This is a genomic window from Actinomycetota bacterium (genome assembly GCA_040881665.1).
GTDB lineage: Bacteria > Actinomycetota > UBA4738 > UBA4738 > HRBIN12 > JBBDWR01.
On record JBBECT010000002.1, the window covers coordinates 1 to 25,140 of the forward strand.

Annotated in this window: 23 protein-coding genes and 1 tRNA gene; 12 read left to right on the plus strand and 12 right to left on the minus strand. The window is 67.8% G+C overall.

Features of this window, described 5'->3' with window-relative positions:
- Positions 1–1,530 precede the first annotated feature (1,530 nt).
- Positions 1,531–1,839, plus strand: coding sequence for a hypothetical protein (locus WEF05_00040; protein ID MEX1100291.1), 309 nt, complete (start codon positions 1,531–1,533; stop codon positions 1,837–1,839).
- Between the two features lie 1,011 nt (positions 1,840–2,850).
- On the opposite strand, the gene WEF05_00045 is transcribed toward WEF05_00040, so the two are convergent.
- The 8 genes from WEF05_00045 to WEF05_00080 all read right to left on the minus strand — a co-directional run bounded on the left by WEF05_00045 (position 2,851) and on the right by WEF05_00080 (position 10,168).
- Entirely contained in the window at positions 2,851–3,654 is an 804-nt protein-coding gene (locus WEF05_00045; GenBank protein MEX1100292.1) for a hypothetical protein, read from the minus strand.
- 113 nt (positions 3,655–3,767) lie between these two features.
- Positions 3,768–4,139: a hypothetical protein gene (locus WEF05_00050; GenBank protein MEX1100293.1), complete on the minus strand. Its 372-nt coding sequence runs from the start codon at positions 4,137–4,139 to the stop codon at positions 3,768–3,770.
- Positions 4,129–4,380 carry a hypothetical protein gene (locus WEF05_00055; protein ID MEX1100294.1) on the minus strand — a complete coding sequence of 84 codons (252 nt, stop codon included), beginning with the start codon at positions 4,378–4,380 and terminating at the stop codon, positions 4,129–4,131. The genes WEF05_00050 and WEF05_00055 overlap by 11 nt, the downstream gene beginning before the upstream one ends.
- A 135-nt stretch (positions 4,381–4,515) precedes the next feature.
- On the minus strand, positions 4,516–5,511 hold the full coding sequence (locus WEF05_00060) for an AAA family ATPase (GenBank protein ID MEX1100295.1): 996 nt from the start codon (positions 5,509–5,511) through the stop codon (positions 4,516–4,518).
- Positions 5,512–5,614: 103 nt separating this feature from the next.
- Positions 5,615–5,950 (minus strand): hypothetical protein, encoded by a 336-nt coding sequence (locus WEF05_00065; protein MEX1100296.1) that lies wholly within the window; start codon positions 5,948–5,950, stop codon positions 5,615–5,617.
- A gap of 761 nt (positions 5,951–6,711) precedes the next feature.
- The gene (locus WEF05_00070; GenBank protein ID MEX1100297.1) at positions 6,712–7,821 is read right to left on the minus strand and encodes a tyrosine-type recombinase/integrase; all 1,110 of its coding nucleotides are present in this window, start codon (positions 7,819–7,821) and stop codon (positions 6,712–6,714) included.
- A gap of 112 nt (positions 7,822–7,933) precedes the next feature.
- A tRNA-Val gene (locus tag WEF05_00075) sits at positions 7,934–8,005 on the minus strand.
- 204 nt (positions 8,006–8,209) lie between these two features.
- Positions 8,210–10,168 carry a hypothetical protein gene (locus WEF05_00080; GenBank protein MEX1100298.1) on the minus strand — a complete coding sequence of 653 codons (1,959 nt, stop codon included), beginning with the start codon at positions 10,166–10,168 and terminating at the stop codon, positions 8,210–8,212.
- Between the two features lie 206 nt (positions 10,169–10,374).
- On the opposite strand from WEF05_00080, the gene WEF05_00085 reads away from it, so the two are divergent.
- Genes WEF05_00085 through WEF05_00095 form a run of 3 tightly spaced genes read left to right on the plus strand, consistent with a single transcriptional unit; the run spans position 10,375 to position 15,947 of the window.
- Positions 10,375–11,115: an SURF1 family protein gene (locus tag WEF05_00085; GenBank protein MEX1100299.1), complete on the plus strand. Its 741-nt coding sequence runs from the start codon at positions 10,375–10,377 to the stop codon at positions 11,113–11,115.
- Between the two features lie 47 nt (positions 11,116–11,162).
- Entirely contained in the window at positions 11,163–11,450 is a 288-nt protein-coding gene (locus WEF05_00090; protein MEX1100300.1) for a hypothetical protein, read from the plus strand.
- Positions 11,451–11,489: 39 nt separating this feature from the next.
- On the plus strand, positions 11,490–15,947 hold the full coding sequence (locus tag WEF05_00095; GenBank protein ID MEX1100301.1) for a DEAD/DEAH box helicase: 4,458 nt from the start codon (positions 11,490–11,492) through the stop codon (positions 15,945–15,947).
- A gap of 42 nt (positions 15,948–15,989) precedes the next feature.
- Here the strand turns inward: WEF05_00095 and WEF05_00100 are convergent, their stop codons facing one another.
- From WEF05_00100 to WEF05_00110, 3 genes are read right to left on the minus strand one after another with little or no spacing between them, the layout of a single operon-like run.
- Complete coding sequence (locus tag WEF05_00100; protein MEX1100302.1) at positions 15,990–16,928, minus strand: TIGR03560 family F420-dependent LLM class oxidoreductase; 939 nt, start codon at positions 16,926–16,928, stop codon at positions 15,990–15,992.
- A gap of 12 nt (positions 16,929–16,940) precedes the next feature.
- Positions 16,941–17,327: a globin gene (locus tag WEF05_00105; GenBank protein ID MEX1100303.1), complete on the minus strand. Its 387-nt coding sequence runs from the start codon at positions 17,325–17,327 to the stop codon at positions 16,941–16,943.
- A gap of 25 nt (positions 17,328–17,352) precedes the next feature.
- Positions 17,353–17,904, minus strand: a complete 552-nt coding sequence (locus WEF05_00110; GenBank protein ID MEX1100304.1) for a TIGR00730 family Rossman fold protein — start codon at positions 17,902–17,904, stop codon at positions 17,353–17,355.
- A gap of 111 nt (positions 17,905–18,015) precedes the next feature.
- On the opposite strand from WEF05_00110, the gene WEF05_00115 reads away from it, so the two are divergent.
- The 6 genes from WEF05_00115 (at position 18,016) to WEF05_00140 (ending at position 21,878) form a co-directional block, all read left to right on the plus strand.
- Positions 18,016–18,210: a hypothetical protein gene (locus tag WEF05_00115; GenBank protein MEX1100305.1), complete on the plus strand. Its 195-nt coding sequence runs from the start codon at positions 18,016–18,018 to the stop codon at positions 18,208–18,210.
- Positions 18,211–18,367: 157 nt separating this feature from the next.
- Positions 18,368–18,574, plus strand: a complete 207-nt coding sequence (locus tag WEF05_00120) for a cold-shock protein (GenBank protein MEX1100306.1) — start codon at positions 18,368–18,370, stop codon at positions 18,572–18,574.
- A gap of 348 nt (positions 18,575–18,922) precedes the next feature.
- Positions 18,923–19,135 (plus strand): hypothetical protein, encoded by a 213-nt coding sequence (locus WEF05_00125; GenBank protein ID MEX1100307.1) that lies wholly within the window; start codon positions 18,923–18,925, stop codon positions 19,133–19,135.
- Between the two features lies 1 nt (position 19,136).
- Positions 19,137–20,201 carry a DNA topoisomerase IB gene (locus WEF05_00130; GenBank protein ID MEX1100308.1) on the plus strand — a complete coding sequence of 355 codons (1,065 nt, stop codon included), beginning with the start codon at positions 19,137–19,139 and terminating at the stop codon, positions 20,199–20,201.
- A gap of 132 nt (positions 20,202–20,333) precedes the next feature.
- Positions 20,334–20,765, plus strand: coding sequence for a cyclic nucleotide-binding domain-containing protein (locus tag WEF05_00135; protein ID MEX1100309.1), 432 nt, complete (start codon positions 20,334–20,336; stop codon positions 20,763–20,765).
- Between the two features lie 12 nt (positions 20,766–20,777).
- A complete protein-coding gene (locus tag WEF05_00140; protein ID MEX1100310.1) occupies positions 20,778–21,878 on the plus strand; it encodes an ATP-dependent DNA ligase in 1,101 nt (366 codons plus the stop codon).
- On the opposite strand, the gene WEF05_00145 is transcribed toward WEF05_00140, so the two are convergent.
- A complete protein-coding gene (locus WEF05_00145; protein MEX1100311.1) occupies positions 21,870–22,877 on the minus strand; it encodes a DNA polymerase domain-containing protein in 1,008 nt (335 codons plus the stop codon). The two genes, WEF05_00140 and WEF05_00145, sit on opposite strands and share 9 nt — an antisense overlap.
- A gap of 144 nt (positions 22,878–23,021) precedes the next feature.
- Between WEF05_00145 and WEF05_00150 the strand changes: the two genes are divergently transcribed.
- Entirely contained in the window at positions 23,022–23,417 is a 396-nt protein-coding gene (locus WEF05_00150) for a nuclear transport factor 2 family protein (protein ID MEX1100312.1), read from the plus strand.
- A 23-nt stretch (positions 23,418–23,440) separates the two neighbouring features.
- Complete coding sequence (locus WEF05_00155; protein MEX1100313.1) at positions 23,441–25,135, plus strand: MFS transporter; 1,695 nt, start codon at positions 23,441–23,443, stop codon at positions 25,133–25,135.
- Positions 25,136–25,140 lie beyond the last annotated feature (5 nt).

Here is a 25,140-nt window from a genome sequence, read left to right on the forward strand (position 1 = left end):
GGAAAACGGGAGCATCATGTACGTCGTCCCGGACGAGATCGTGAAGCAGCTGCATCATCAGCTATAGAGAAGCCTCATCGTGCTCGCCTCGCTAGATCTCTAGACCTTCGCGGGCAGCCAGGAACGCGATGCCGAGCGCAGCCGTGAGTCCGCCCACGATCGAGGTCGACGTGTCGGCTGTGGAAGAGGCAGGCCCGGCCCTCTCGGGCGTGCTGGACGTACTGAGGAATCTAGCGCCAGCGTGGACGCCACGCTGACTTTGCGTGTTGGTCAAGAAGCTCAACGCTGGCTTCGGAGTGCGGGCAAAGACAGCGTGGGGTCGCTCTAGATCTTCCCGAGTCCCCGCTCAACCTGACCCACCACCCCGATGTCTCGCCTATTGACGTGCAGACCGATCGTCAGCAACACTCCGAGACGGGCGGACGCCTTCTCGTAGCTTAGGTCCGACAACCAAAGCGAAGTTCGTCCACGGGGCGGCCTCTACCAGTTCGAATACGAGAGCCTGTCCGTAGAGAGGTCTCTTGGGGGACTCGCCCCAGGGGTCCATAGGGTCAAGGTGCAAGCCTCCGTGTCCGGACCTGACACGCTCTTCACGCTCGATGACTGGCATCTCACCGTGGAGCGCCTGCGCATCTGACGCGGACCGAGGCAGGGCGCCGGGCGACCGTGGTCTGCATGTCACACGAATGGGGACTTTCGCAGGGTGCTGGCGCTCGTCGGCGTCGCCGTTCGACTAGAGATCGACGGGTGAGATCCTCACACGCCCCGCCGGCACCGGCCCGAGAACTGGGACGCCTGCCTAGATATCCATGGTCACGGCAAATCGGGTAGCTGTCTCGAGCAACGGCCTCTAACGCGGAGGGGGTACGTGCCGATACCTAAGATTAGGTATGGGAGATGGACACACCGCCGTCGCCAGTCGGGAGGAGGGTTTCTCCCTCGTGGAACTTGGCGTGGTGCTCTTGGTGATCGGGATCCTGATTGGGATCGGTCTGAGCGCGTTCCGGGGTGCCGCTCGCGCCGCGGAGCTTGCTGCGGTCCGACAACGGGTGATGAGCGCCTATCGAGCCGAGCAAGCGCTGAAGATCTCCACCGGTGTCTATCTCGGCACGGCGACCGAACAGAGACGAGCTCTCCTGCGGAAGGAGGAACCCGGCCTGGACTGGGGATCGATGTCGGAGGCGAACGGAGAGGACGTGATCGTCCGCGTGGGGCGATACACCGCGGCAGGAAAGCTCCACCGCCAGTCTTGGGTATGCGTGGAATCCGTGGCCTCATCAGGACAGCGGGTTGCCGTCGCGAATCTCTCGGTGGGTCCAGATGCAGGGACGTACTTCGCTGAAGGGAGCCAACGCCTGTGTCGCTCCCCTCGAACCTTCATTGGGTGGTCGACCCTCTCCTGGTAGAGCGACGCTAAGGGTGGCCGTTCGTCCCCAATTCGGGCTAGGGCCAGAGACGTCCGGAACAGCGGGTGGCGAACTGGCCCTTCGGTACGTCTTGGGACGGGAGCCTCGGGGTAGGAAACGCATCATGGCAACGACGGAGTTGGTGCGGGAGTCCGAGAGTCTGTGCATCGAGTTCGGATTGAAGGACTCCATCGACATGATGGACCTGGCTCGGATCCGCCACTTCCTCCCCGAGCTCGTCATTCACGTGGAGGACGCCAGGGCCGTGCTGCACTTCCCCGTGCCAGGAGAGGGACACCGCGATCGGGTCGAGCGGTTGGTCCAGGTGCATTCGGCGTTGGACATGATCGGGCTGCGCCCTGGTATCGACTACTGGATCGAGGGACTTGGCCTAACCGATCAAGCAACGCCGACGGTCACCCTTACGAGCTGAGTAGCACTCGGAGGGCCCTGTTCAGAGACACGCTGCTCAGGTTGGTCGGTCAGGGGCCTTTGGCGACAAGGATTTGATCAGCGACTCGGCGGGGGTTGCAGATCGGACTTTCTCCTGTAAAAATGGAGTCAACAAAGCGCACGGGTACCTGTCGGTGGGCGGATCAAAACGCTCACAGCCGCCTTGGCGGACTGGAGGCAGGCCCGGCGCTTTGTGCTATGTCGGAGCGAAGAACGGGGCGACCCAGGCGTGGCCCGAATCTTGACGGCAGGGAGGGTCTACGTTCACGGGTGGCTGCACCTTCAACCCATATGTCTTCAGCTTGCCGTACCTGCGCCACAGACACGGGTGAAGGATTTGCCAATACGTCTGATCGGTTGGACGTCCCTCGCCCGGACCTTCAAACGCCTGCCCTGTTGCTGAAGTGATGATGTCTGCGATCTGAAGGCGCTCATCTACGCCCGGGGTTGAGAAGCGGATTGGGAGATGTAGTGAATCCCACTTGATACTGGTGGTGCGCTCTTGGAGTAATCGCACATAGTCATGAGCTCGCTTGGGACGAGATCCCTTGAGGTGCGCGAACGTGATCGACCCGTGCAGTCCTGCACCTTGGAAGTACCAAGACGCTCGTTCGAGTACCAGCTTGATCATCCAGTTGTATAGGTGCTCAGAACGCCATGGTCGCTTCTCGGGACCTGCTCGCTTGCAAAGGACAGCGGAGAACGCCTGGATTGGAGCACTTGCCACAGCCGTTGCGAGCGTCGTTCTGTGCTTCGACACGTAGTTGGAGAAGTGCAGTTCCTGCTTCGACCCAAAGCCACAATCTAGGCGCATCTGGGCCAGGCAATCCGCAAGCGCATGATCGTCGCTGGGGAGACTGAAGAACCCGCCTAGGGAGAAATGGTTCTGCTTGGACGAGCTGCGTGTGCCAATGTCTCCTGAGTCATCCACGAACGCAAACGCGGTAATGGGTGGCATGCGGCCAAGCCTAGGGTCGGACTGACTAGAAGTTCAAGGAAGATGGCGCAGCATCCCTGTGCTGTCCCTGAAACGCTCCATCTCTGGCCTCCCGCCCAACCTCCGTGCTTCCCGGTCGAGGTCATCATGAAGCCGCTTTAGCTGACCGTAGTCAGGGACCTGTTGAATGTCCTCTCCGAGGACTGCTACTCCGTGCTCGATCCACGCCACTAGCGCCCAGTACTGAAAGAAGAAGTCCCAGAACGGCTCCTGCGGTTCAGTCGGCGCTTTCCTTCCAAAGAGCAGTCGGCGGAGCCGTTCGCGATCTGCTGCGGAAGGAGAATCCCCTAAAAACTCCTCCCAGCCCAAAAGGGCTTGTTCCACATGTGTTTGAGCCATCTCGACCTCACGCAAGAGCCACGCGTCGGCCTGCCAGGCAACCACCCGACCAAGGGGCTTGTCGCTATCCCTGAAGCGTTCGTTCACCTTCTCGGCAATCTGCGTCGCCAGTGAGTAGGGGGGCTCTGCAAATCCTCGGTAGAAGGCACTCAGATCGGCGTGAACAGCAAGGGTTGTCTCGTCAGCTGGCTCCGCTTGCGCGGTCCGCTTGGTGTAGACGGGGGGCCGCACCCGAAGCCGCTTCGCCCAGGACCAAAGAAGCACGACCAGGGACACAAGAACCAGGACTCCGGACACTGCATAGAGCCATGCGGCGAGTCGGGGGTTCCGTCCACTGTCAGCCGCCGTGTATGCCCAAGTTGCTGCAGCAACGGTGAATCCCATCAGAACCCCAAACGCTGCCCAGCGCCGCGCCTCGATCCCCAGGAACCCCGCTCTGCCGTCTGTCTCCTGCGCCAAGTTGATACTCCCCCCGATCGAGGAAGCCTATTCGCTACTCCGTCTGGAGGGAGGAAATCAGCACTGCGCATGGGGCAAGTAGTGTCTTTCTGCACGGTGTCCTCCGCTGCTCGTCAGTCTCCGCGTGGTGTCGACTCGGTGTCGGGCGCCCGATCAGGGAGCTCCAGCAGCGTGCCCGCCCGCTCCTGAGCCTTTGTGTGCATCGCCCACTGCTCGGGGAGGTGTTCGAGGATCTCAGCGAGCGCGTGTTGTACGAGCGTGAGGTCGGCGCCTTCGCTGATATGGACATGGCACAGCGCGTCGGGATCGAGGAACGTGGCGACGGCCTGGACCGCGCAGACGCCGAGCCATCGGTTGGCGGGTGTCGGGGTCGAGAAGTATCGGATGTTCAAAGCCAGAGTGGGGTCGCCCTGATAGCTCTCGACGAGTTCGTCTCGAGTCGGCATTTTGTCGGCCGGCACGTTGAAGGTGAGTTCACTGGTCATCGTTGAGCGCCTCTCTCTCGGTCGGTCTGACGACAACGCGTTGTACCGCGGCCAGGTGACAGCACCGTCCTCGAGCGGGACAGGCGCACCACCAGTTGCCTTCGGCCCATGCACAGCGCCAAATCACACCTTGATCGGAGCGGACGTCGGCGATGATCTCGCGCTCGTCGGCGTAGAGGATGTTGACGCGGCCGCCGAGCAGATAGCGATCGGCTTTCTGCGGTACACCCTCACGCGGCATCGAGGTGCTCCCCGCGCCGAGGGGTGTACGGGTGTACCGGGGTGTCTATAGACACCCACCCCCAGTACACCCTCCCCACATCCTCAGGGGTGTCCCGTATGCCCCAGGTACACCCCAAGTACACCCGGTACACCCTCATGCCCCCCTCCACATGGTCGCGGGCCCTTCCCTGTGGGTCGCCACCCGCTCGTCATCGCGGAGGATGTCCACCGCCTGCGAGGCGGTGTTCGTCCCGACCTTGAGCTCGGTGCGGATCCGCTCCCTCAATCGCTTCGTCGAGATGCCATCCGCATCGAGGAGGCCCAGCGCCTTCTCTGCCACGCTGGATGCCTGCTCAGCTCGCGAGGCCACCTCGGTGACGATCGTCATGGACCCGTCGTCCTGGTCGATGACCGAGCACGAGAGGGGACGTTGCTTCCTACCGCCGACGCGGGCCTTCCCGTGCGTGATGGTGAAGGAGCCATCACCTGTCGCTTGGAACTCGAGCAGCGAGTCGAACTTCTGCCCCTTTGCGCTCGCGCCACGGGGAGCACTCACGCCCCGCCGCCTCACGTTCGGCTGTGGATTGCCGGTGTGATCCAGTACCAGAACCGTGGCTCCAGTTGCCTCGATCAGCGGGACTAGGACCTCCCGGTCGAGCGCGGTGATCTGAGCGTTGTCGTTCTCGTCCCCTGACCAGCACGCCGATAGCGTGTCGAAGACCACGAGTGCGCACCCCTCCACCTGATCAGCGATAGGGCGCACCATGTCCGGGACGAGTGCGACGCCGCCGTTCCCGAACCTCAGATGCTCGAGGTCCGGGCCGAGGCGGCCCAGCCGCCGTAGGTCCTCGGTTAGCGGGTTCTCCTCACTGAAGTAGGCGACGTCGATCCCCGCTTTTGACAACTCACTCGCCGTCCACAGTGCCCACAGAGATTTGCCACTCTCGGCCGGGCCAACTCCGATCACCCGCGCTCGCTCGGGAAGGAGCTTGTCCTCGTCGAGGAATTTCGGCTCCGGCACCCCGTTTGCGAGCAGAGCGCGAACGTCGAGCCACGGATCCCAGGGTGAGAGATCCTTTCCGGCACCGTCGAGGGAGGGAAAGGTCCAGCTCCCGTCCGGCTGCCGCATTCCACCCAGGACCTGCTGCATCTCCTTGTCCGTGAGCGGTCTACGTCCTTGCTGTCCGTTAGACTGTGGGGACTGGTGAGGCTCCCTAGTACGCAGGCCCTCGGCGCTCCCCGCGCCGGGGGCTTCATTCTGGGGAGACATACGGCACCGCCGTCCTGCGCCATGTGCTCTGCAATCCACCGTGACGGCGGATCCGACGCGACCTCATGAAGCCATCGTGCTCAATCAGTCCGAGCGCGTTGAGGCGAGTGAACAGTGCGCCGACGCTACCCGGCGAGCTTGGCTCGTTGTAGGTGCTGTCGTGCACCCCATCGGCGTTCACGGCTTCGCCCTCGGGAAGCGAGGCGACCCACCGCACCCGCCCTTCGATCCACTCGCCGTCCGTACGCTCGGCACCCGCGATGCCCTGCGCTCGAGCGTTGGCCGTCCAGAGTGTGAGCTCCTCGGCGGCACCGTTCACGACGCCACCCCGCGCCGGTTCTCGTCCACCCACGCTCGCAGTTCCACGGGATCGAACCGGATCGCGCGACCGAGTCGAACGTGAGGAATTCTGGGCGGAACGGCCTCGACCCAGGCATACAAGGTCGCGGACGAAAGCCCGGTGATCTGAGCGGCACCCTCGATGGTGAGGAGCGGCTCGAAAGTGGATGCCTCCACGGCAGCCTCCCAGAGCCAACCCGTCCCTGGGTCGACATCAGCTGCCGGGAGTTCGCGGTGTCACCGGCCACCGATTATTCGGGGTTGCCGTAGAATCTGAACGGTGTAATTCTAGGGGCAATGAGCGGAACAGACAAGACTCTGGCCGAGTGGGTCGGAGGAGATGAGCAAAGGGTCTTTCAGGCGATCTGCCAGGATTGTGGGCGGAACCTCGGGCGTCACGTTGCTTGGCGCGGAGACGACGGGATCTTGGGCGTGGACGACTACCTTTCCGCGACCGGCGGCTTCCGCTCCCCCGCCGACTTCCACTTCCCTGGGAGCAGGACACCACGCTCGAATCGAGGCACTCGGCCCGGAACAAAATCGAGGAACGGACAACTCAAAGGCGGCCAGCGAACCAAAGGCCTTGTCTGGGGGGCACCTTCGTACGTCCTCGACGCACGACTTGAGGGCTACCTCTATCGGTACTGCCCTTGCAACCTACGGGTCAACCGTGACGTGAAGCGGCGCGGTGACAAGCTGGGTCTCCTCACTGTCGATATCCCAGAAGCCGAGGACGAACGTCTACCCCGAGTGCTCTTCTAGAGCGACGACCGCCCCGCCCGATCGGTCGATCTCGTCCAGCGCATCGGCCAGCTCCTCGTCAAGGTGCGGGAACAACGCACCGTAGGTGTTCAGCGTCGTGGTGATCGACGCATGTCCGAGTCGCGACTGAATCGCCTTCGGGTGCGCGCCGGCCTGGATCGCGACGGACGCGCCGAAGTGTCGGAGATCGTGCGGCGTCGGCGACGGTTTCACTTTCGCGGCCTTGACCGCCTTCGCCCAGTACCGCTTGCGGAAGCGATTGCCTGGTATCGGCCCGCCCTCGGACGCGGTGAAGACGAGATCGGAGGACGGGAACGCCTCGGCGTGTGCAGCCAGCTCGTCGGCGATGAACTGCGGGATCGAGACGGTGCGTCGCTGCCCGCTCTTGGTCGGTCCGAACGCGACGTAGCCGCGAACCTCGGTCAGCTGTTCCTCGATGTCGAGCTTGCGCTCGAGCAGACGCACCCGACTCCACCGAAGGCCCGCGACCTCGCCATAGCGCAGCGCCGCGTAGGCTTGCGTCAGAACGAGAGCGCGGAACCGCGGATTGATCTTCTCGGCGATCGTCTCGACCTCGGCGGGTGTCAGCACACGCGGCGCCTTGCGAGAGGTCGGTGGCGCGGGGACGTTGGTCGTCGGGTTCGCCGGGATCAGTCCGTCGTCGACCGCTTGGCGCAGGACACGGGCGAGCAGCTGACGAGAGAGCTGGATCGTTCGCGCCCCCACTCCCCTCTTGTCCAGATCCGCGATGAACCGGCGAACCTCGCCCTTGCCGATCTCGGCGAGCGGCATCTGCCCGAACCACGGGAGCACGTACAGACGCGCCTCCGTCTCGTACAGCGCCTTGGTTGACGGCCGCAGGTCGACTGCCGAGGCGAGCCAATCGGTGAGGTAGGACTCGAGTGGCTCGCGGCCGGCGGACGGGTCACGATAGGTTCCCTGCGACTTCGAGCCCTCGAGTTGCTTGAGGAACTCGTTAGCGTCGCGCCACCGGGGGAAGGACTTGTAGCGGACCCGCTTGGAGGGGTCTCGCCACCCCGCCTTGTACCGGAGGCCTCTCTTTCCCTCGACCTTCAGGATCCATCCCACGGGCCGAAAGCGTACCGAGTTGCTACCTAATCTGCTACCTAATCCGGGGGGAAGTTCGGAAGTGCAACGGCCCGAGGGCCAAGAATCGGCCTCTGACCTGGGGTTGTCCCGGTGGGCGTGGTAGGGATCGAACCTACGGCCTCTCGCGTGTGAGGCGAGCGCTCTCCCGCTGAGCTACACGCCCGGGGGTCGACAAGCCTAGCACCGGGACCGAGCCGGTCCGGAAAAGGTGACGGCGGCGCGTGCCCGCGTCGCGCCGCCGTCGTCGCCGAGCCGCGGATGGCAGCTCGGACGCTTTGATTTCCCCAGAGCGAAACCTGTAATACACCCGCTCCGCGGGTCGACGCAACCCCCGGAAGCAGATTCCTCACCCGGTCGAGACGGTCCTTTACGGAGCCAGCACGAACAGGCCCAAGGACCGCCAGTCGACCGAGTCGACCCCGCTGCCCCCGATCTGCGTCACGGCGCCGCTGGGAGCTCCGTTGACCCAGTTCACGCGAAAGAGCTTGCCCGTCGTGTTCTGACCGCTGCCGCTCTCGACCGCGACGACGAGCGTTCCGGACGCCATCGTCATGCCCTTCACCGAGCCCCAGGAGATCCCGCCCCCCGTGGTCGCGGTGAACTCCTCGCCGCCGAGGATGTTCGACTCCAGAGTGAAGTACCGGTAGAAGAGACCGTTCCGGCCGCTGATCGTGTAGTAGATGCGGTGGTTGTCGTAGAACAGCCCGGTGAGGTTCTGCGGCGCGAACCCACGCCCCTCGAGTCCCAGTGTCGGGATCTGCGTCGCAGAACCGAGGGTCGATCCGTTGAAGGTCCGGACGTAGAACTTCCCGTCGCTCGCCCCGTGGTACAGCTTGCCCGACAACATCATCGCCCCACGCAGGCTCGACAGGCTCGCTCCCGTGCTCTGGGATGTCCCGTAGGTCGTGCCGTTGAACGTGCGCTTCGTGAACGCGCCGTTGGTCTCGACCCGGTACAGGTCGCCGGGAAGCGAGCCCGGCACGCCGACCGGCGGTGTCGTACCGCCGGCGACCGGGAACATCCCGACGCGAGCATGGAACTCGCCGCCGAGCTTGTCGGTGTCGCTGCCCACGTAGAGCCCTTGGTCGGTCGACACGAGCGCGAACGCGCCGACACCCCGCGACCGTCCGGGGTTCCAGGAGAACGGCACGCCGTTGTTCGGATCGATCGCCGCGATCCCGGGACGATCGACAGCGCCCGGTCCCTTCGAGTCGCCGGCGAACGGGTTGTTCATCCAGCGCTGGTGACCGCCGACGTAGATCGCCGTGCCGGTGATCGCCACGCTGTACAGGGTGTCGCCGCCCGTGTAGTCGACCCAGGTCGGCTGCAGGTTCGAGCCGCGGGCGCCGGTCTCCCACCGCGACACCGTGTCACACAGCACCGGCGGCCCTCCGTCGTATGCGCCGGTGGTCGCCACCGCGAAGTAGGACCCGTCCAGGGAGATGTCCACATCACGCATGTAGGTGTCGAACGAGCTGGAGCAATCCGAGGCCGGGAACCGGTTCGTCTGCCAGTTCGCGAGCGAGTCGGGCGTGCTCGACAGATCGACCATCGCGATCTGCTCGCGAACCTGGCCGCCCGCACGCTTGAAGTTACCGATCGCGATCAGGGTCGACGCGTCGGGCGTCACGTCGATCTTGTTCACACTGGGGCTGCTGCCCAGGCGCGGCTCGGTGAACGGGATGTTCAGGTCGGCCGAGAGCGCGCCGGTCGTCGCGTCGACCGCCGCGAGTCCGCCACGCAGGACGCTCTTCACCTTCTTGAAGTCGCCGGCGAGGTACACCGTGGAGCCGCGAACGACGATGTCCTTGACGGCGGCGTTCGGGTTCGGCTTGAAGTTGCCCACCCGGGCTCCGGTCGCGACATCGAGGCGCGCGATCTTCTTCTGCGCCTGTCCGTCGACGTTCTTGAACGTTCCTCCGACGTACACGCTCGTCCCGTCCGAAGACGCGGCGAGCGTCTCCACGGTCCCGTCGAGCTGCGGAGCGAACGTCTGACTGACCTTGCCGGTAGCCGCGTCGAACGCGAACAGGTTCGTCCGCGGGAAGCGCGTGCTCGCTCCTGCGTTGCGGACCTCGTTGAACTTCCCGCCGGCCACGATCGTCGAGCCGACCTGCGCGATCGCTTCGACCTTGCCGTCGAGAACGTGCGGCGTGTCGTCGGAGGGGTCGTCGGACACGATCACCGCGTGCGGCACGTTCACTGCGCCCGCAGGCGCGAGGGGAACCAACCCCGCGACCAGTGCCACCGCCCAGAACGCGACGACCACACTCGCCCGCGCCCGCCCGACGGCTCTGCCCGTCGCGTCGCTCGATCGATCCCGCACGTCGCACCTCCAAGGCACGTGGTTCTCCACGTCGTTCGTTCGGTTCGCACCGGGGTGGTGCGGCGGCACTCAGACTAGCCCGCTGGTCCTACGGAGTACCACCCACCGTCGGCACCGACGGGGGAGGCGATGGGTCGTCCTTCGCCCTAAGGCCGACGACCGGGCAGGGCCGAGGCAGGCAGGGTCCACGGCTATCCTTCGTCGCGATGGCCTCGTCCCGACACTGGTTCCTGCGCCCCCGGTGGATCGTCGCCACGCTGCTCGTGATCGTCGTAGCCGGTGTCTGCGCCCGTTTGGGCGTCTGGCAGCTCGACCGCCTCGAGCAGCGTCGCGCGCTGAACGCCCGCGTCGAGACCGGACTCCGGGCCCCGCCCGCTCCCCTCGAGGAGGTGCTCGCGAGTTCCGGTGCGGCAGGAGCCTCGTTCCATCGAGCGACCGTGACCGGGAGCTACGACCGATCCGGCGAGCTGATCCTGTTCGGCCGAACGCTGGACGGCAGACCGGGGAACCACGTCCTGACCCCTCTCCGACCGGACACCGGTGGTATGTCCGTGCTCGTGGATCGAGGGTGGGTTCCGATCGAGATCGACCGCCCGGAGGACGAGCAAGTCGCTCCCCCGCAGGGTGAGGTCAGTCTCACGGGGATCCTCGTCCCGTCCGAGGAGGAGGGAACGGGCCCGGACGCGAACGGCACCGTCGGCGCGATCGACGTCGACGCGATCTCCGCCTCGGGCGCTCCGCTCGTCCCGGGCATCTACCTGCGCCTCCAGGAGCAGCTGCCTCCGCAGCCGGACGTGCTCCCCGAGCCGGTTCCGCTTCCGCCACCGACCGAAGGCCCGCACCTCTCGTACGCGGTGCAGTGGTTCATCTTCGCGATGATCGCCGTGATCGGCTACGCGTTCCTGCTCCGGAAGACCGCGCGAGAGGAACGGACCCGGGTCCCATAGCCCGATCCACGCTGGACGGGGCTCACCTCCTCGGTCAGGATGCCTCGATGGGTTGCCTGATCGTCCTGTTCTCGTTCGCGCTGCCGCGCTTCGTGCTGTTCGTGCTGTGGGTCTTCACCGACTATCTGTCGCGAGGGTTCGACTCGTTCATCTGGCCGTTCCTCGGGTTCCTCTTCCTGCCCACCACCACGGTCGCCTGGGCGGTCGCGGAGAACTCCTTCGACGACGGTGTTCGCTCGCTCGCCGGCGTCCTGCTGGTGATCCTCGGTGGCGTGCTCGACCTCGGGGTTCTCGGTGGCGGCGCACGGAGTCGACGCACGCGCTCCGCGGGTTGAGCACCCCCGCTTGTCGGCGGCCGCGGGTACGGTGACCGGATGGCCCCAGCACCACCCGACGCACCTCTCGACGCACCACTGGACGCACCACTGGACGCACCACTGGAGAGGTTCTCCCCCCCGGTCCGGGAGTGGTTCCGAGCATCCTTCGACGCTCCCACGCGGGCACAGCAGCTCGGCTGGCCGCCGATCGCCGACGGCGATCACACACTGCTGCTCGCCCCGACCGGCTCGGGCAAGACGCTCGCGGCGTTCCTGTGGGCGATCGATCGCCTAGCGACCCAGGCGGCACCGGAACCGCAGCGTCGCGCGCGCGTCCTGTACATCTCTCCCCTCCGGGCGCTCGCGGTCGACGTCGAACGGAACCTGCGCGCGCCGCTCGCCGGGATCCGTCACGCCGCCGACCGGACCGGGGCGAGGGTGCTGCACGAGCCGACCGTCGCGATCCGCACCGGCGACACGCCCTCTCGCGAGCGTCGGCAGATCGCGCGACGTCCGCCCGACGTGCTGATCACGACGCCCGAGTCGCTCTATCTGATGCTGACCTCACAGCAACGCGAGCTCCTGCGCTCGATCGAGGTCGTGATCGTGGACGAGATCCACTCCGTCGCCGCCACGAAGCGCGGGGCGCATCTCGCCCTGTCGCTCGAGCGACTCGAGGAGCTCTGCGACCGGCCGCCTCAACGGATCGGCCTGTCGGCGACCCAGCGTCCGCTCGAGGAGATCGCGCGCTTCCTCGGTGGCCACGACGACGGCGGGGCGCTGCGGCCGGTCACGATCGTCGATGCCGGACGCAGCAAGCAGCTCGACGTCGAGGTCGTGGTGCCGGTCGAGGACATGGGAGAGCTCGGCACGCGACTCGACGAGCCGGCGGGTGGCCCCGCGGCCGCAGGGCCGCAGCACGCGAGCATCTGGCCGGCGATCCATCCTCGATTGCTGGAGCTGATCCGCGCGCACCGGTCGACCCTGATCTTCGTGAACGCACGTCGGCTCGCCGAGCGGCTCAGCGCGCAGCTGAACGAGCTCGCCGGGGAAGACCTCGTCCGCGCCCATCACGGCTCGATCGCACGCGAGCAGCGACTGGAGATCGAAGACCTCCTCAAGCGGGGCGAGTTGCGTGCGCTCGTTGCGACTTCCTCACTCGAGCTCGGGATCGACATGGGCGCGGTCGATCTCGTCGTCCAGGTCGAATCGCCGGGGTCCGTGGCCCGCGGCATGCAACGGATCGGGCGGACCGGTCATCGCGTCGACGAACCGAGCCGCGGGAAGCTGTTCCCGAAATACCGGGGTGATCTGCTCGAGGCCGCCGTCGTCGTGCGCCGGATGCACGAGGGACTGATCGAAGAGACGCGGTTCCCCCGAGCGCCGCTCGACGTCCTCGCGCAACAGCTCGTGGCGATGGGAGCGGTCGACGAGTGGCCGGTCGAGGCGATGCGACGTGTCGTCCGGCGCGCGGCGAACTTCGCGGAGATCTCCGAGGGTGTGTTCGATGCGGTGCTCGACCTGCTCTCGGGCCGGTACCCCTCCGATGCGTTCTCCGAGCTGCGGCCGCGCCTGGTCTGGGACCGGGTCCACGGCACGGTGCGGGCGCGCGAGGGCGCGGGACGGATCGCGATCACCAACGGAGGAACGATCCCCGATCGAGGACTGTTCGGCGTCTTCCTTCCCGACGGAACCCGCGTCGGGGAGCTCGACGAGGAGATGGTGTTCGAGTCGCGTGCAGGGGAAGTGTTCGTCCTCGGCGCGAGCTCATGGAGGATCGAGGACATCACGCGCGACCGCGTCGTCGTCTCCCCCGCACCGGGTGAACCGGGCAAGACGCCCTTCTGGAAGGGCGACAAGCCCGGGCGTCCCCTCGAGCTCGGCCGGGCGCTCGGAGCGTTCACCCGCGAGCTCGTGGAGACCGACACGTCGGCGGCCGTGGCGAGCCTACGTACCGAGAACGGACTCGATGAGCTCGCGGCGCGCAACCTCGTCGCCTACCTCGACGAGCAGGCGGAGGCCACCGGCGCGGTTCCCGACGATCGCACGATCGTGGTCGAGCGGTTCCGTGACGAGATCGGTGACTGGCGGATGTGCGTCCTCTCACCCTTCGGGGCGAAGGTGCACGCGCCGTGGGCGCTCGCGATCGAGGCCCGGCTGCTCGATCGTCTCGGGCCCGGCGCGCAGGTGCTGTGGAGCGACGACGGCATCGTGATCCGGCTGCCCGAGGCCGAGGAGACGATCCCCCTCGACGACTTGCTGCTGGACCCCGACACGATCGAGGACGAGGTCGTGCGCACCCTGCCGGGGACCGCCCTGTTCGCCTCGCTGTTCCGCGAGGCCTCGGGTCGTGCACTGTTGCTCCCCCGCCGCCGTCCGGGCGAGCGCACGCCCCTGTGGCAACAACGCCAGCGTGCCGCCGACCTGCTGCAGGCTGCGGCCGCCTATCCGGAGTTCCCGCTGCTGCTCGAGACGACGCGCGAGTGCCTGCGGGACGTCTTCGATCTTCCGGCATTGCGTTCGGTGCTCGGCGACCTTCGGTCTCGCACGATCCGCGTCGTCGCCGTCGACACCCCCCATGCGTCGCCGTTCGCGCAGTCGCTGTTGTTCGACTGGGTCGGGGTGTTCATGTACGAAGGGGACGCGCCGTTGGCGGAGCGACGCGCCGCTGCCCTCACACTCGACCCTGATCTGCTCCGCGAGCTGCTCGGCGACGGCGAGCTCCGGGATCTGCTCGACGCGTCCGCACTCGACCACCTCGAGCTCGAACTGCAATCCCTGGTCCAGGGACGACGCGCGCGCTCGCTCGACGACGTGCACGACCTGCTTCGACGCCTCGGCGATCTGACGGCGACCGAGGTCCGCGCGCGATCCGAGGCCCCGGCGCACGAGGTCGAGGGCTGGCTGCGGCAGCTCGTGGACGACAAGCGTGCGATCTCGGTGCGGATCTCCGGTGAGGATCGCTACGCGGCCGTGGAGGATGCCGCGCGGATCCGCGACACGCTCGGAGTCAGTCTGCCGCGTGGCCTCCCGGCGGTGTTCGTCGAACCGACCGAGGCGCCGCTGGAGGGACTCGTCACGCGCTACGCGCGCACCCACGGGCCGTTCGTGGCGGCGGAGATCGCCTCGCGGCTTGGCGTCGGCGTCGATCGGATCCGCCGGGCGCTCGAAACCCTCGAGGCCGACCGGACCGTGGTCCAGGGTGCGTTCCGCCCGGTCGGCGTGGAGCGCGAGTGGTGTGACGCCGACGTTCTCCGTGTCCTTCGGCGTCGCTCGCTCGCGGTGCTGCGCAAGCAGGTGGAGCCGGTCGAGGCCGCAGCGCTCGGGCGGTTCCTCCCCTCGTGGCAGGCGGTGATCCGGCCGCGGGAGGGACCCGACGCGCTCGAGCGCGTGATCGACCAGCTCCAGGGCCTCGCGATCCCCGCCTCGGTGCTCGAGAAGGATGTGCTCCCCGCGCGGGTCCGTTCGTACCGCCCGGCCGATCTCGATGCGCTGGCCGCCAGCGGCGAGCTCGTGTGGACAGGGGCGGGGCCGCTCGGGGCAACCGACGGACGCGTCGCACTGTGGTTCCGCGACCGCCTCCCTCTCCTCGCACCGCGGGTAGCGGACGAACCCCCGGAAGGATCCCTCCACGACGCGATCCGGGCCCGGCTCGCCGCGCGCGGCGCGTCGTTCTGGAACGATCTGGTCGAGGCAGCCGGCACGGCGGACGAGCCGGTCGTCCTCACCGCCCTCTGGGACCTGGTGTGGGCGGGCGAGGTTACCAACGACACCCTTGCACCACTGCGTGCCGTGCTCTCCACGCGAACCCGCGGACACGCGCGGGGAGGGCGGCCCCGACCCGGCCGGCTCCGCACGACGGGTCCACCCGGGGGCGCCGGTCGGTGGTCGCTCGTCGCTCCGCTGCTGACGAGTTCCCACACCCAGACGGAGACCGCGCACGCTCGGGCGGAACAACTCCTCCAGCGTCAGGGGATCGTGACGCGCGAGGCGGTGCTTGCCGAGGGCGTCCCCGGCGGCTTCGCCGCCGTGTACGGCGTCCTCAAGGTGATGGAGGAAACGGGAGCCGTGCGACGAGGCTACTTCGTCGACGGACTCGGCGCCGCGCAGTTCGCCCTGCCGGGGGCGGTCGACCGGATCCGCTCGGTGCGCGTGGCGGAGACCACCGACGCGATCGCGCTCGCCGCGACGGATCCGGCGCAGCCCTACGGCGCCGCGCTCGGATGGCCCGAGACCGCGGCGGGCCGGCCCGCGCGGGTCGCCGGTGCCTACGTCGTGCTGGTGGGCGGCGAGCTCGCAGCGTTCCTGGAACGGGGCGGACGATCGCTCGTGACCTTCGGCGTCCCCGTGACGTCGTGGATCGACGCTCTGACGGGCCTCGTCAAGGATGGCCGCGTGCGGAGGATCGAACTCCAGCGGATCGACGGGGCCCCGGCCGGCGAGGCCCCGACCGCCGACGAGCTCCGCGCCGCCGGGTTCGTCGATTCGTTCCGCGGACTGGCCCTTCGAGGTTGACGCGTACCCGTGGCAGGCGCCCGTTGACCGGCCGGAACCGGGTCAGTTTTCAACCAATGGGAAGACCTCGGCCGCGAGCAGCTCGATCATGTCGAGGTCGTCGAACAACGAGTGGTTCAGCACGATCCGCTGCGCTCCCGCGTCGGCGAACGCTCGGATCCGCTCGGCGGCCCGGTCCGGTGTTCCGAACACGCACGTCTCGTCGATCCACGCGTCGTCGAGCTCGGGATCGAGCTGCTTCGCGCGCTCGACCCGCGCGCGCCACTGTGCCTCGGTAGCGCCCACGTAGCACCAGGTCATCACCGACGTCGTGAGGGTCTGCTGTCCACGGCCCGCCTCGTCGAGCGCGGAACGAACCCGTTCGAAGCGCTCCTTGGCGACCGACGGTGAGGCCGAGACCGTGTTGAACTCGTCTGCCCACCGCACGATCAGACGGGTGAGCCATCGGCCGCCCGCGCCGCCGATCACGATCGGTGGGTGTGGCCGCTGCACCGGCTTGGGAAAGAACGATCCCCGCTCGAGCCGGTAGTGGGTCCCTTCGAACGCGAACGGATCCTGCGTGAACAGCCCCTGGACGATCTCCAGCTGCTCCTCGAGCCGTTCGAATCGCTCGACCGTCGGAGGGAACGGGAGGCCGTGCGTGGCGTGCTCCTCCTCCCACCAGCCGGCGCCCATACCGAGGTCGACGCGGCCGCCGGAGATCCGGTCAACGGTGGCCACGACCTTCGCCAGGTGCGCCGGATGGCGGAACGTCACCGGTGACACGAGCGTTCCGAGCCGGATCCGTTCGGTCCGCGCGGCGAGCGCGGCCATCACCGTCCACGCGTCGGAGGAACCACGATCGGTCGAACCGTTCGTCGGGAAGTAGTGGTCGGAGGAGACCAACCCCTCCAAGCCGAGGCGCTCACAGGCCTCAGCGGCCGCGAGCCATTCCTCCCACGTGACGCCTTCCTGCCCCTCGAACATCAGGCTGTAGCGCATCGCACCGGCTCCCTAGTCCTGGTTCCGCAGGCCTTCGGAGGCCCAGTCGAAGTAGTCCAGCAGCGCGGTACGGACCTCGGCAGGCGGATCGACCGCATCGACGGCCGCGCGCATGTGCCCCAGCCACCGGTCCCGCGCGTCGGGCCCGACCGCGAACGGAGCGTGGCGCATCCGCAGCCGAGGATGCCCGCGTTCGTCGCTGTAGGTGGTCGGTCCGCCCCAGTACTGCGCGAGGAACAGAGTCAGGTGGCGTCGCGCCGGCGCCAGGTCCTCCGGCTGCGGGTACAGCGACAGCAGCACCTCGTCGGCGGCGACACCCTCGTAGAAGCGATCGACGAGGCGCTCGAAGAACGGCATCCCGCCCACGGCCTCGTACACGCTCGGCGATGCATCGACCATGCAGGTGAGTCTACGGGCGGTCGTCTCAGCCGCCGGTCCGCACCGCTTCGACGACGCGGTCGAGCAGCTCCCCTGCCTCCACGCCCACGATCAACGTCTCGCGATGCGCCCGGCGGAGGAACCCGCTCTGCTCCATCCGGTCGAGCTGTTCGAGCAGCGGGTCGTAGAACCCGTCGGCATCCAAGACCCCGACCGGCTTGTCGTGCAGGCCGATGTTGCGCCACGTCCACGCCTCGAACAGCTCGTCGAAGGTTCCCGCACCGCCGGGCAGCGCGAGGCATCCGTCCGAGAGCGCACTCATCAGTGCCTTGCGCTCGTGCATGCCCTCGACCACATGCAGCTCGGTCAGCCCTTCGTGCGCGACCTCGGGCCCGGTCATCGATCCCGGGATCACGCCGACGACCTCGCCGCCTCCCGCGAGGGCGGCGTCGGCAAGCGCGCCCATCGTCCCCACGCTCGCTCCTCCGTAGACGAGGCCGATCCCACGGGACGCGAGGGCACCGCCCACCTCGACGGCCACCTTCGTGAACGCCGGGGCGCTGTCGCTCGATGAGCCGCAGAACACACAGATCCGCACGCGCCGGACGCTACCGCACACGGGCCCGCGCGGCGGCTCGGGCGGTGGGCTGGGCGGCGGGCTCCACACAGCCCCTGGCCCGAGTGGGGCCGGATGACGTAGGATGGGTTCATGGACGAGCCTCGCATCTACCGCACCGGGCAAGGAACGGTGATGCGGATCTCGGAGGACAACGAGGGTCGGCTCTCCGTCGAGCTCCTCAAGCAGGACGAATGGGCTCCCGGCCCCGTCAGGATGGCCGGGCTGCGCCTCGCGGATTCCACCAAGAAGCTCACCGCGCGTGAGATCCGCGGCCTCCCCGGCTAGGTTCCGCCCCACGAACGTCCAGGTCCGAAGGGGTCCCGCGTGTCACCCGGAGCTGCTAGGCTTCACGCCGAGGGTAGCTATCGTGGTTCTGTGCTTCGAGCAGTTCCCTCCACCGGCCGACGTGGCCGGGTGTCGTGCAAGATAGGAGTGAGTGCTCGTGGCAACAGGTACCGTGAAGTGGTTCAACGCTGACAAGGGATTCGGCTTCATCACCCCCGAGGACGGCTCTGCCGACGTGTTCGTGCATTTCAGCGCGATCGTCGGCGAGGGGTACCGCAACCTCGAAGAGGGGCAGAAGGTCGAGTTCGACGTGACCCAGGGCCAGAAGGGCCCGCAGGCCGCGAACGTCAAGCCCAGCGCCTGAACCCAAGACCCAGAGCGTTTCGCTGAAGGCCCCGGCTCCGGCCGGGGCCTTTCGCATTCAACGGCTCGCGCAGCGGGCTCCACCCGGTATCCGGATCCGACCGGGGTCGGCCGGAGGTCTCCCTCACACGTCGCCTTCGAAGTCGCTCTGCGCCTAGACCCTCGTGCGTACCCCGTTCCGGCCCGCAGGGTACCGCTCGCCCCTCCGCGCCCATCTCGTCCGACGCTCGCGACACGGTGCCCCCGTCCGTGCGTCCCCACGATGCGCACGACCTGGCATGGAATCGACTCCAGCCGGGTATCGCCGCCGGGACGACCAGCAGGGAGCGACGAGATGGAGCCGAACGGGATGAGCAGGATCGGAACGATCGGCACGAACGTGGGCAACGCTTCCTTGAAGGGCTGGCGCGGGGCGGCGGTGGATCGCGTGGTGGCCCGGCCGGTCGCGAAGCGCACGTCGATCTCCGAGGAACAGGTTCGTGCGATCGTCGGTCTGCTCCTGCTCGCGTACACGGTGTACCGGCTCGCGAAGCCACTCGTTCGCGCTGCACGGGAACGCTGACATGCCGCGCACCCGTCGGTCCGATCCGACGGCTCCCGGGATCACCCGCCGTCGCCGTGGGCGAGGTTTCGAGTATCTCGGCCCGGATGGAGCAACGATCCGCGACGATCGGACGCTCCACCGGATCCGATCCCTGGCCGTTCCTCCGGCGTGGGCCGACGTGTGGATCTGCGCGGATCCACGAGGACACCTGCAGGCAACGGGGGTCGACAATGCCGGACGCCGTCAGTATCGGTATCACGACGATTGGCGCACGCGCCGGGACGCGGAGAAGTTCGACCGGATGCTCCGGTTCGCCGAGTCGCTCCCCGATCTCCGGACAACCGTGACCACCCACCTTCGCCGGACCCGTCCCGACCGGGAACGCGTTCTCGCGTGCGCCGTCCGCATGCTGGATCGGGGCCTCTTTCGGATCGGGTCGGAGGTTTATGCCGCACAGAACGAGACGTTCGGTCTCGCCACGATCCGCAGAGACCACGTGCAGGTGCGAGGGACGTCCGTGTCGTTCGACTACACAGCTAAGGGCGGCCTCCGCCGCACGCAAAGCATCGAGGACCCGCCAACGGCGCGTGTCCTGGCCAGCCTCAAGCGACGACGGGGCGGCGGCGAGGAGCTGCTCGCGTACCGAGACGCCCGGACGTGGATCGACGTCCGATCCGAGGACATCAACGCGTACCTGAAGGACCACGCCTGCCCGGACTGCACGGCGAAGGACTTCCGGACCTGGCACGCAACGGTGCTCGGGGCGGTGGCTGTCGCCTCCGACGCGACGGGAGCCCACTCGCCCTCGGCACGCAAGCGCGTGGTGTCGGCCGCAGTGAAGACCGTGGCGACGTCGCTCGGCAACACACCGACGGTCGCGCGAGACTCCTACATCGATCCTCGCGTGTTCGACCGCTTCCGCTCCGGATGGACGATCGCGCCGTCACTCGAGCTGCCCGGCGACGCCCTTCCCGGCGCAGCGCTGCAACTCGAGCTGGAACGCGCGGTGATCGACCTGTTGGAGGAACCTCGCACCTCCGAAGGCGTCGAACGCGTGACCGGCGAGCGAGCGGAAGCCGCCTAGGCGACGCCCGGCCCGTTCCGTGCCCGACCTGATCGACCGGCGGGTCTCAGCAGATGAACGGCGGACCCTGTGTCCGGGACCACGCCTCGCTACACTGCGCATCCGAGGCCAAGGACACGGAGGAAACAGCCCATGAGCGACGCCGCCGTCGAAGCGAAGGCACTGCGGAACACCCCCTTCTTTTCCGGGCTCTCGGACGAAGACGTCTCGGAGATCATCGCGATGGGCGAACAGGCGTCGTTCGCCGAAGGCGAGCACATCGTGACGCAGGGGGACGTCGGCGACGCGATGTACGTGTTGCTGGAAGGCACGGCAGAGGTCGACGTCGGGGGCCGCTTCCACCGGCTGCACGCGGGCCAATTCGTCGGTGAGATGGCGTTGATGTCGTCCGGCCGCCGGCTCGCGACCGTGAAGGCCACCTCTCCGGTGGGGACCCTCCGGATCCCGGGCGAGGGGTTCCGCGCATTCCTCCTCGGGCATCCGCAGATCGCCGTCTCGATGCTCGAGGCGCTCAGCGAGCGCCTGCGTGAGGTCGAGCAGCGGTTCGAAGCGTGGATGACCTAGCGGCGCGTGGCGATGCCTCCGGACCCGCGCCCGCGTCCCATGCTCGCCAAGGCCGCCGGCGAGCTCCCGGAGGGCGGCGACTGGTGCTACGAACCCAAGTGGGACGGCTTCCGCGCGATCGTCCGGGCGGGAGCGGACGACGTCCAACTCGACAGCCGCGGGGAACGCCCGCTCGGGCGCTACTTCCCCGAGCTGGTTGAGCTGCTCGGGACCCTCGGCTCCCGTCCGTTCGTGCTCGACGGGGAGATCGTGCTGGTGCTCCCGGCCGGCAGCCCGTACGGGACGGCCGCCGAGCTCGGACATCCGATCGACGAGCCGGCGATCGACTTCGACGCTCTCCAGATGCGTCTGCACCCCGCCGCCTCACGGGTGAACCGGCTGGCCGGGGAGATCCCCGCGACGTTCGTCGCCTTCGACGCGATCGAGATCGATGGCCGCGACCTCCGCTCCCTCGACACCGACTCGCGCCGCAGCGAGCTTGCATCGCTTCTCGCGACGGCCGGGGCCGAGGACCCACCGCGCGGACCGGAGGATCTGCGGCCCGGTCCGGGTCTCGTTCTCACCCCCCAAACCCGGGATCTGGAGCTGGCCAGGCGCTGGTTCGCCGACCTCGAGGGGTTCGGCCAGGACGGCATCGTCGCCAAGCGCCGGGATCAGCGATACGTGGACGGTGAGCGCGTGATGGTCAAGGTCAAGCACCATCGCACCGCCGACTGCGTCGTCGGCGGCTATCGGATCGAGAAGGACGGAGACGGCGTCGCCTCCCTGCTGCTCGGACTCTACGACGCCGAGGGAACACTTCACTACGTTGGCCACACGTCCGCGTTCCCGGCCACACAGCGCCGTGCGCTTCGCGAGGAGCTTCAGCCACTCGAAGGAGGAACGAGCTTCCGCGACGGACGCACCCCCGGAGCCCCCAGTCGTTGGACCGGCAGCAACGAGCGTGCGTGGGTGGCGCTGGAGCCCACGCTCGTGTGCGAGGTGCGCTACGACCGCATGCAGGGCGTGCGCTTCCGGCACGCGGCGACGCTCGTGCGATGGCGGCCCGACCGCGACGCCGCGAGCTGCACGTTCGAGCAGCTGGCGATCGCCGGCTCACCCGGCTCAGTCTGACCGACGCCGGCGGCGCGAAGGTTGGACCCGGACGGGCTCGTTCGGTCCTTTCGGGAACTGCGGCGGCCACGGGGCGTCGCCGAGTCCGCCTTCCTCGTCCCGATCGGCGAGTGCGAGCAGCCGGTCGAGCGATGCGGGTTCGATCGTGGCGAGCCCCGCACCGACATCGCCACGGGTCGCCAGCCGTTCCCGGACCGTATCGATCCGGAACGCCGCCGGATCGACCGAGGCGACCTCGTCCCAGTCCAGCGGCGTCGATACTCGGGCGTCGGCGACCGGCCGCACCGAGTAGGCGGACGCGGTCGTGCGGTCGCGCGCGTTCTGGTTGTAGTCGACGAACACGCCATGACGTTCCTCCTTCCACCACGCGGAGGTCGCCAGGTCGGGAACGCGGCGTTCCACCTCGCGGGCGAGGGCCAGCGCGGCACGGCGTACCGTGGAGAAGTCGTGCTCGGCGACGATCCGGACGTTCGCGTGGATCCCGCGCTTGCCGCTCGTCTTCGGGAACGCGGTCAAGCCGACTTCATCGAGCACGCCGCGGACGACGAGCGCGACCGATCGCACGTCGTCGAACGGCACCCCCGGAACGGGATCGAGATCGATCCGCAGCTCGTCGGGATGCTCGACGTCCCCGCTGCGCACCGGCCAGGGGTTCAGGTCGAGGCACGCAAGGTTCGCCATCCATGCGAGATGCGCGGCGTCCGCCGGCGCGATCATCTCCGCGGACCGTCCCGAGGGGAACCGGATCGTCGCGGTTCGGATCCAGTCGGACCGCTTCGCGGGGACGCGTTTCTGGAAGAAGCTCTCCTGGCCCACCCCGTTGGGGAAGCGCAGCATGATCGTCGGACGCTCGCCGCAGCCGACGAGCGCCGGTTCGGCGACGTCGATGTAATAGCGAACGAGGTCAAGCTTGGTGATGCCCGCCTCGGGGAACAGCACCTTGCCCGGGTTGCTGATGCGCACCTCGGTGCCGCCGACGTCGAGTTCGATGCTGCTCACACCCATACCTTCCCTGCCGCGGGGCAGGACGCGACGCGACCATCCTCTCCCCCGCCGAGCGAAGCGTCGAGCACGCCCTCGAAGCAGCTGTGGCAGGATGGCGGCTTCGAGCTGAGGTTGCCCGCAGGCCGAACGGGGGCGGAGATGTCAGAGCGGGGAGCAACGGGGCAAGCGGCGGCGATCGCGCAGGGGTTGTGGGAGGCGCTCGGTGCGGGCGACTGGGACGCCGCGCGCTCGATGCTGCACGAGGACTTCGTCCAGGAATGGCCCCAGTCGGGCGAGCGGATCGTCGGCCGCGACGACGCGTTGGAGATCGATCGCAACTTCCCTGGCGGGCTCCCGGCGATGACCTTCCGCCGCACGGTCGCCGACGGTGATCTCGCCATCGTCGAGACCGAGCTTCGCTACGCGGACGGAAGCACCTATCACGGAGTGAGCGTGATCGAGTTGCGCGACGGCAAGGTCGTGAGAGAGACCGACTACTTCGCCGAGCCCTTCCGAGCACCGGAGTGGCGCTCGGCCTGGGTCCAACGGATGTAGCGCCGGCTCGACCGGGAGGAACCATGACGAGCACGCAGAAGCGATGGACGATGGTCGCCGTCGTCCTCGGTTCGGGGATCGTCTTCCTTGATTCCTCCGTCGTGAACCTCGCCCTTCCCCGGATCGGCGAGGATCTGCCGTCGGATCTGCTCGGGACGCTCGAGGCGCAGTCCTACGTGTCCAGCGGCTACCTCGTCTCGTTGAGCGCGCTGCTGATCCTCGGCGGCGCATTGAACGACTACTACGGGCGACGCAGGATGTTCGCGATCGGCCTCACGGGCTTCGCGGCAACCTCCCTGCTGTGCGGGCTCGCTCCCTCGATGGAGTTCCTGATCGTCGCACGGGTGCTGCAGGGCGCGGCGGGCGCCCTCGTCGTGCCCGGATCCCTCGCGATCATCACCGCGAGCTTCGACGGCGAGGAACGGGGCCGGGCGTTCGGCGTGTGGGCGAGCGCGTCGGCCGCCACGACGATCCTGGGGCCGTTCGTCGGCGGCGTCCTCGTGAACTCGATCAGCTGGCGCATGGCCTTCTTCATCAACCTCCCCTTCCTGGTCGTGGCGATCCTCGCGACGCTCCGGTACGTGCCCGAGTCGCGGGACGAGGAAGCCACCGGCCACTTCGACTGGCTCGGGTCGGTCGTGATCGCCCTCGCCGTCGGTGGGCTCGCGTTCGGAACGATCCGAGGGGAGCAGGCCGGATGGGGCGAGCCGAGCGCGCAGATCAGTCTCGCGGTGGGGGTGGCGGCCGCGATCGCGTTCCCGATCATGATGGTGAAGCGCCGCGACCCGCTCGTGCCGCCGAGCATGTTCCGATCGCGGAACTTCACGGTGACCAACATCTCCACCCTGGTGATCTACGGGGCGCTGTATGTCTCGTTGACCTTCCAGGGGATCTTCCTGATCGGGACCCTCGGCTACAACGAACCGGCGGCAGGGATCGCCGGCGTCCCGGGCACGCTGTTCCTCGTGCTGTTCTCGACGAGGTTCGGTGCACTCGCCGCGCGGCACGGACCTCGCCTCTTCATGGCGCTCGGCCCCGCGCTCATGGCGCTCGGTGTGCTGTGGTTCGTGCGGCTCCCCTCCGACAGCGAGGCGTGGGTGCTCGGGACGTCGGGCAACGCATCCTTGCTGCCGCCGGCCGACTACTTCATCGATCTGCTGCCCGCGCTGGTGGTGTTCGGGATAGGGCTGACGATCATGGTCGCTCCCCTCACGACCGCCCTGATGACGTCCGTTCCGTCCAGCAAATCGGGCGTGGCCTCGGCGATCAACAACGCGATCTCCCGCGTGGGCTCCCCACTGGTGAACGCCTTGATCTTCGTGGCCGTCGCGTCGGCCTTCTACGCCTCGATCGCCGAGCAAGTTCCGGGAACGGACGTGAACTCGCGGTCGTTCCGCAGCGACGTCGCCCCACTGAACGAGCCCGAGGGCGTGTCGCCGCAGATCGAAGCGGCAGCGCGCACGGCGTCGACGGATGCGTTCCACCTGTCGGCGCTCGTGGTCGCCGGCCTGCTGATCGTCGGCGCCGCCGTCAACGCGATCGGGATCCGCAACCCGTCCCGGGCGGCCACCGGGCCCGGCGCCGAGCAGCCGCCTCCCGAACACGGCAGCGGGGGCTCGACCGGCCCGGTGCGCGGCACCCGCGAGGAGCCGCACCGGCGTCGCGCACCCCCGGTCCGCGAGCACACGGGCCCCGCGCACGATCCCGCGGGACCGTAGGGCGC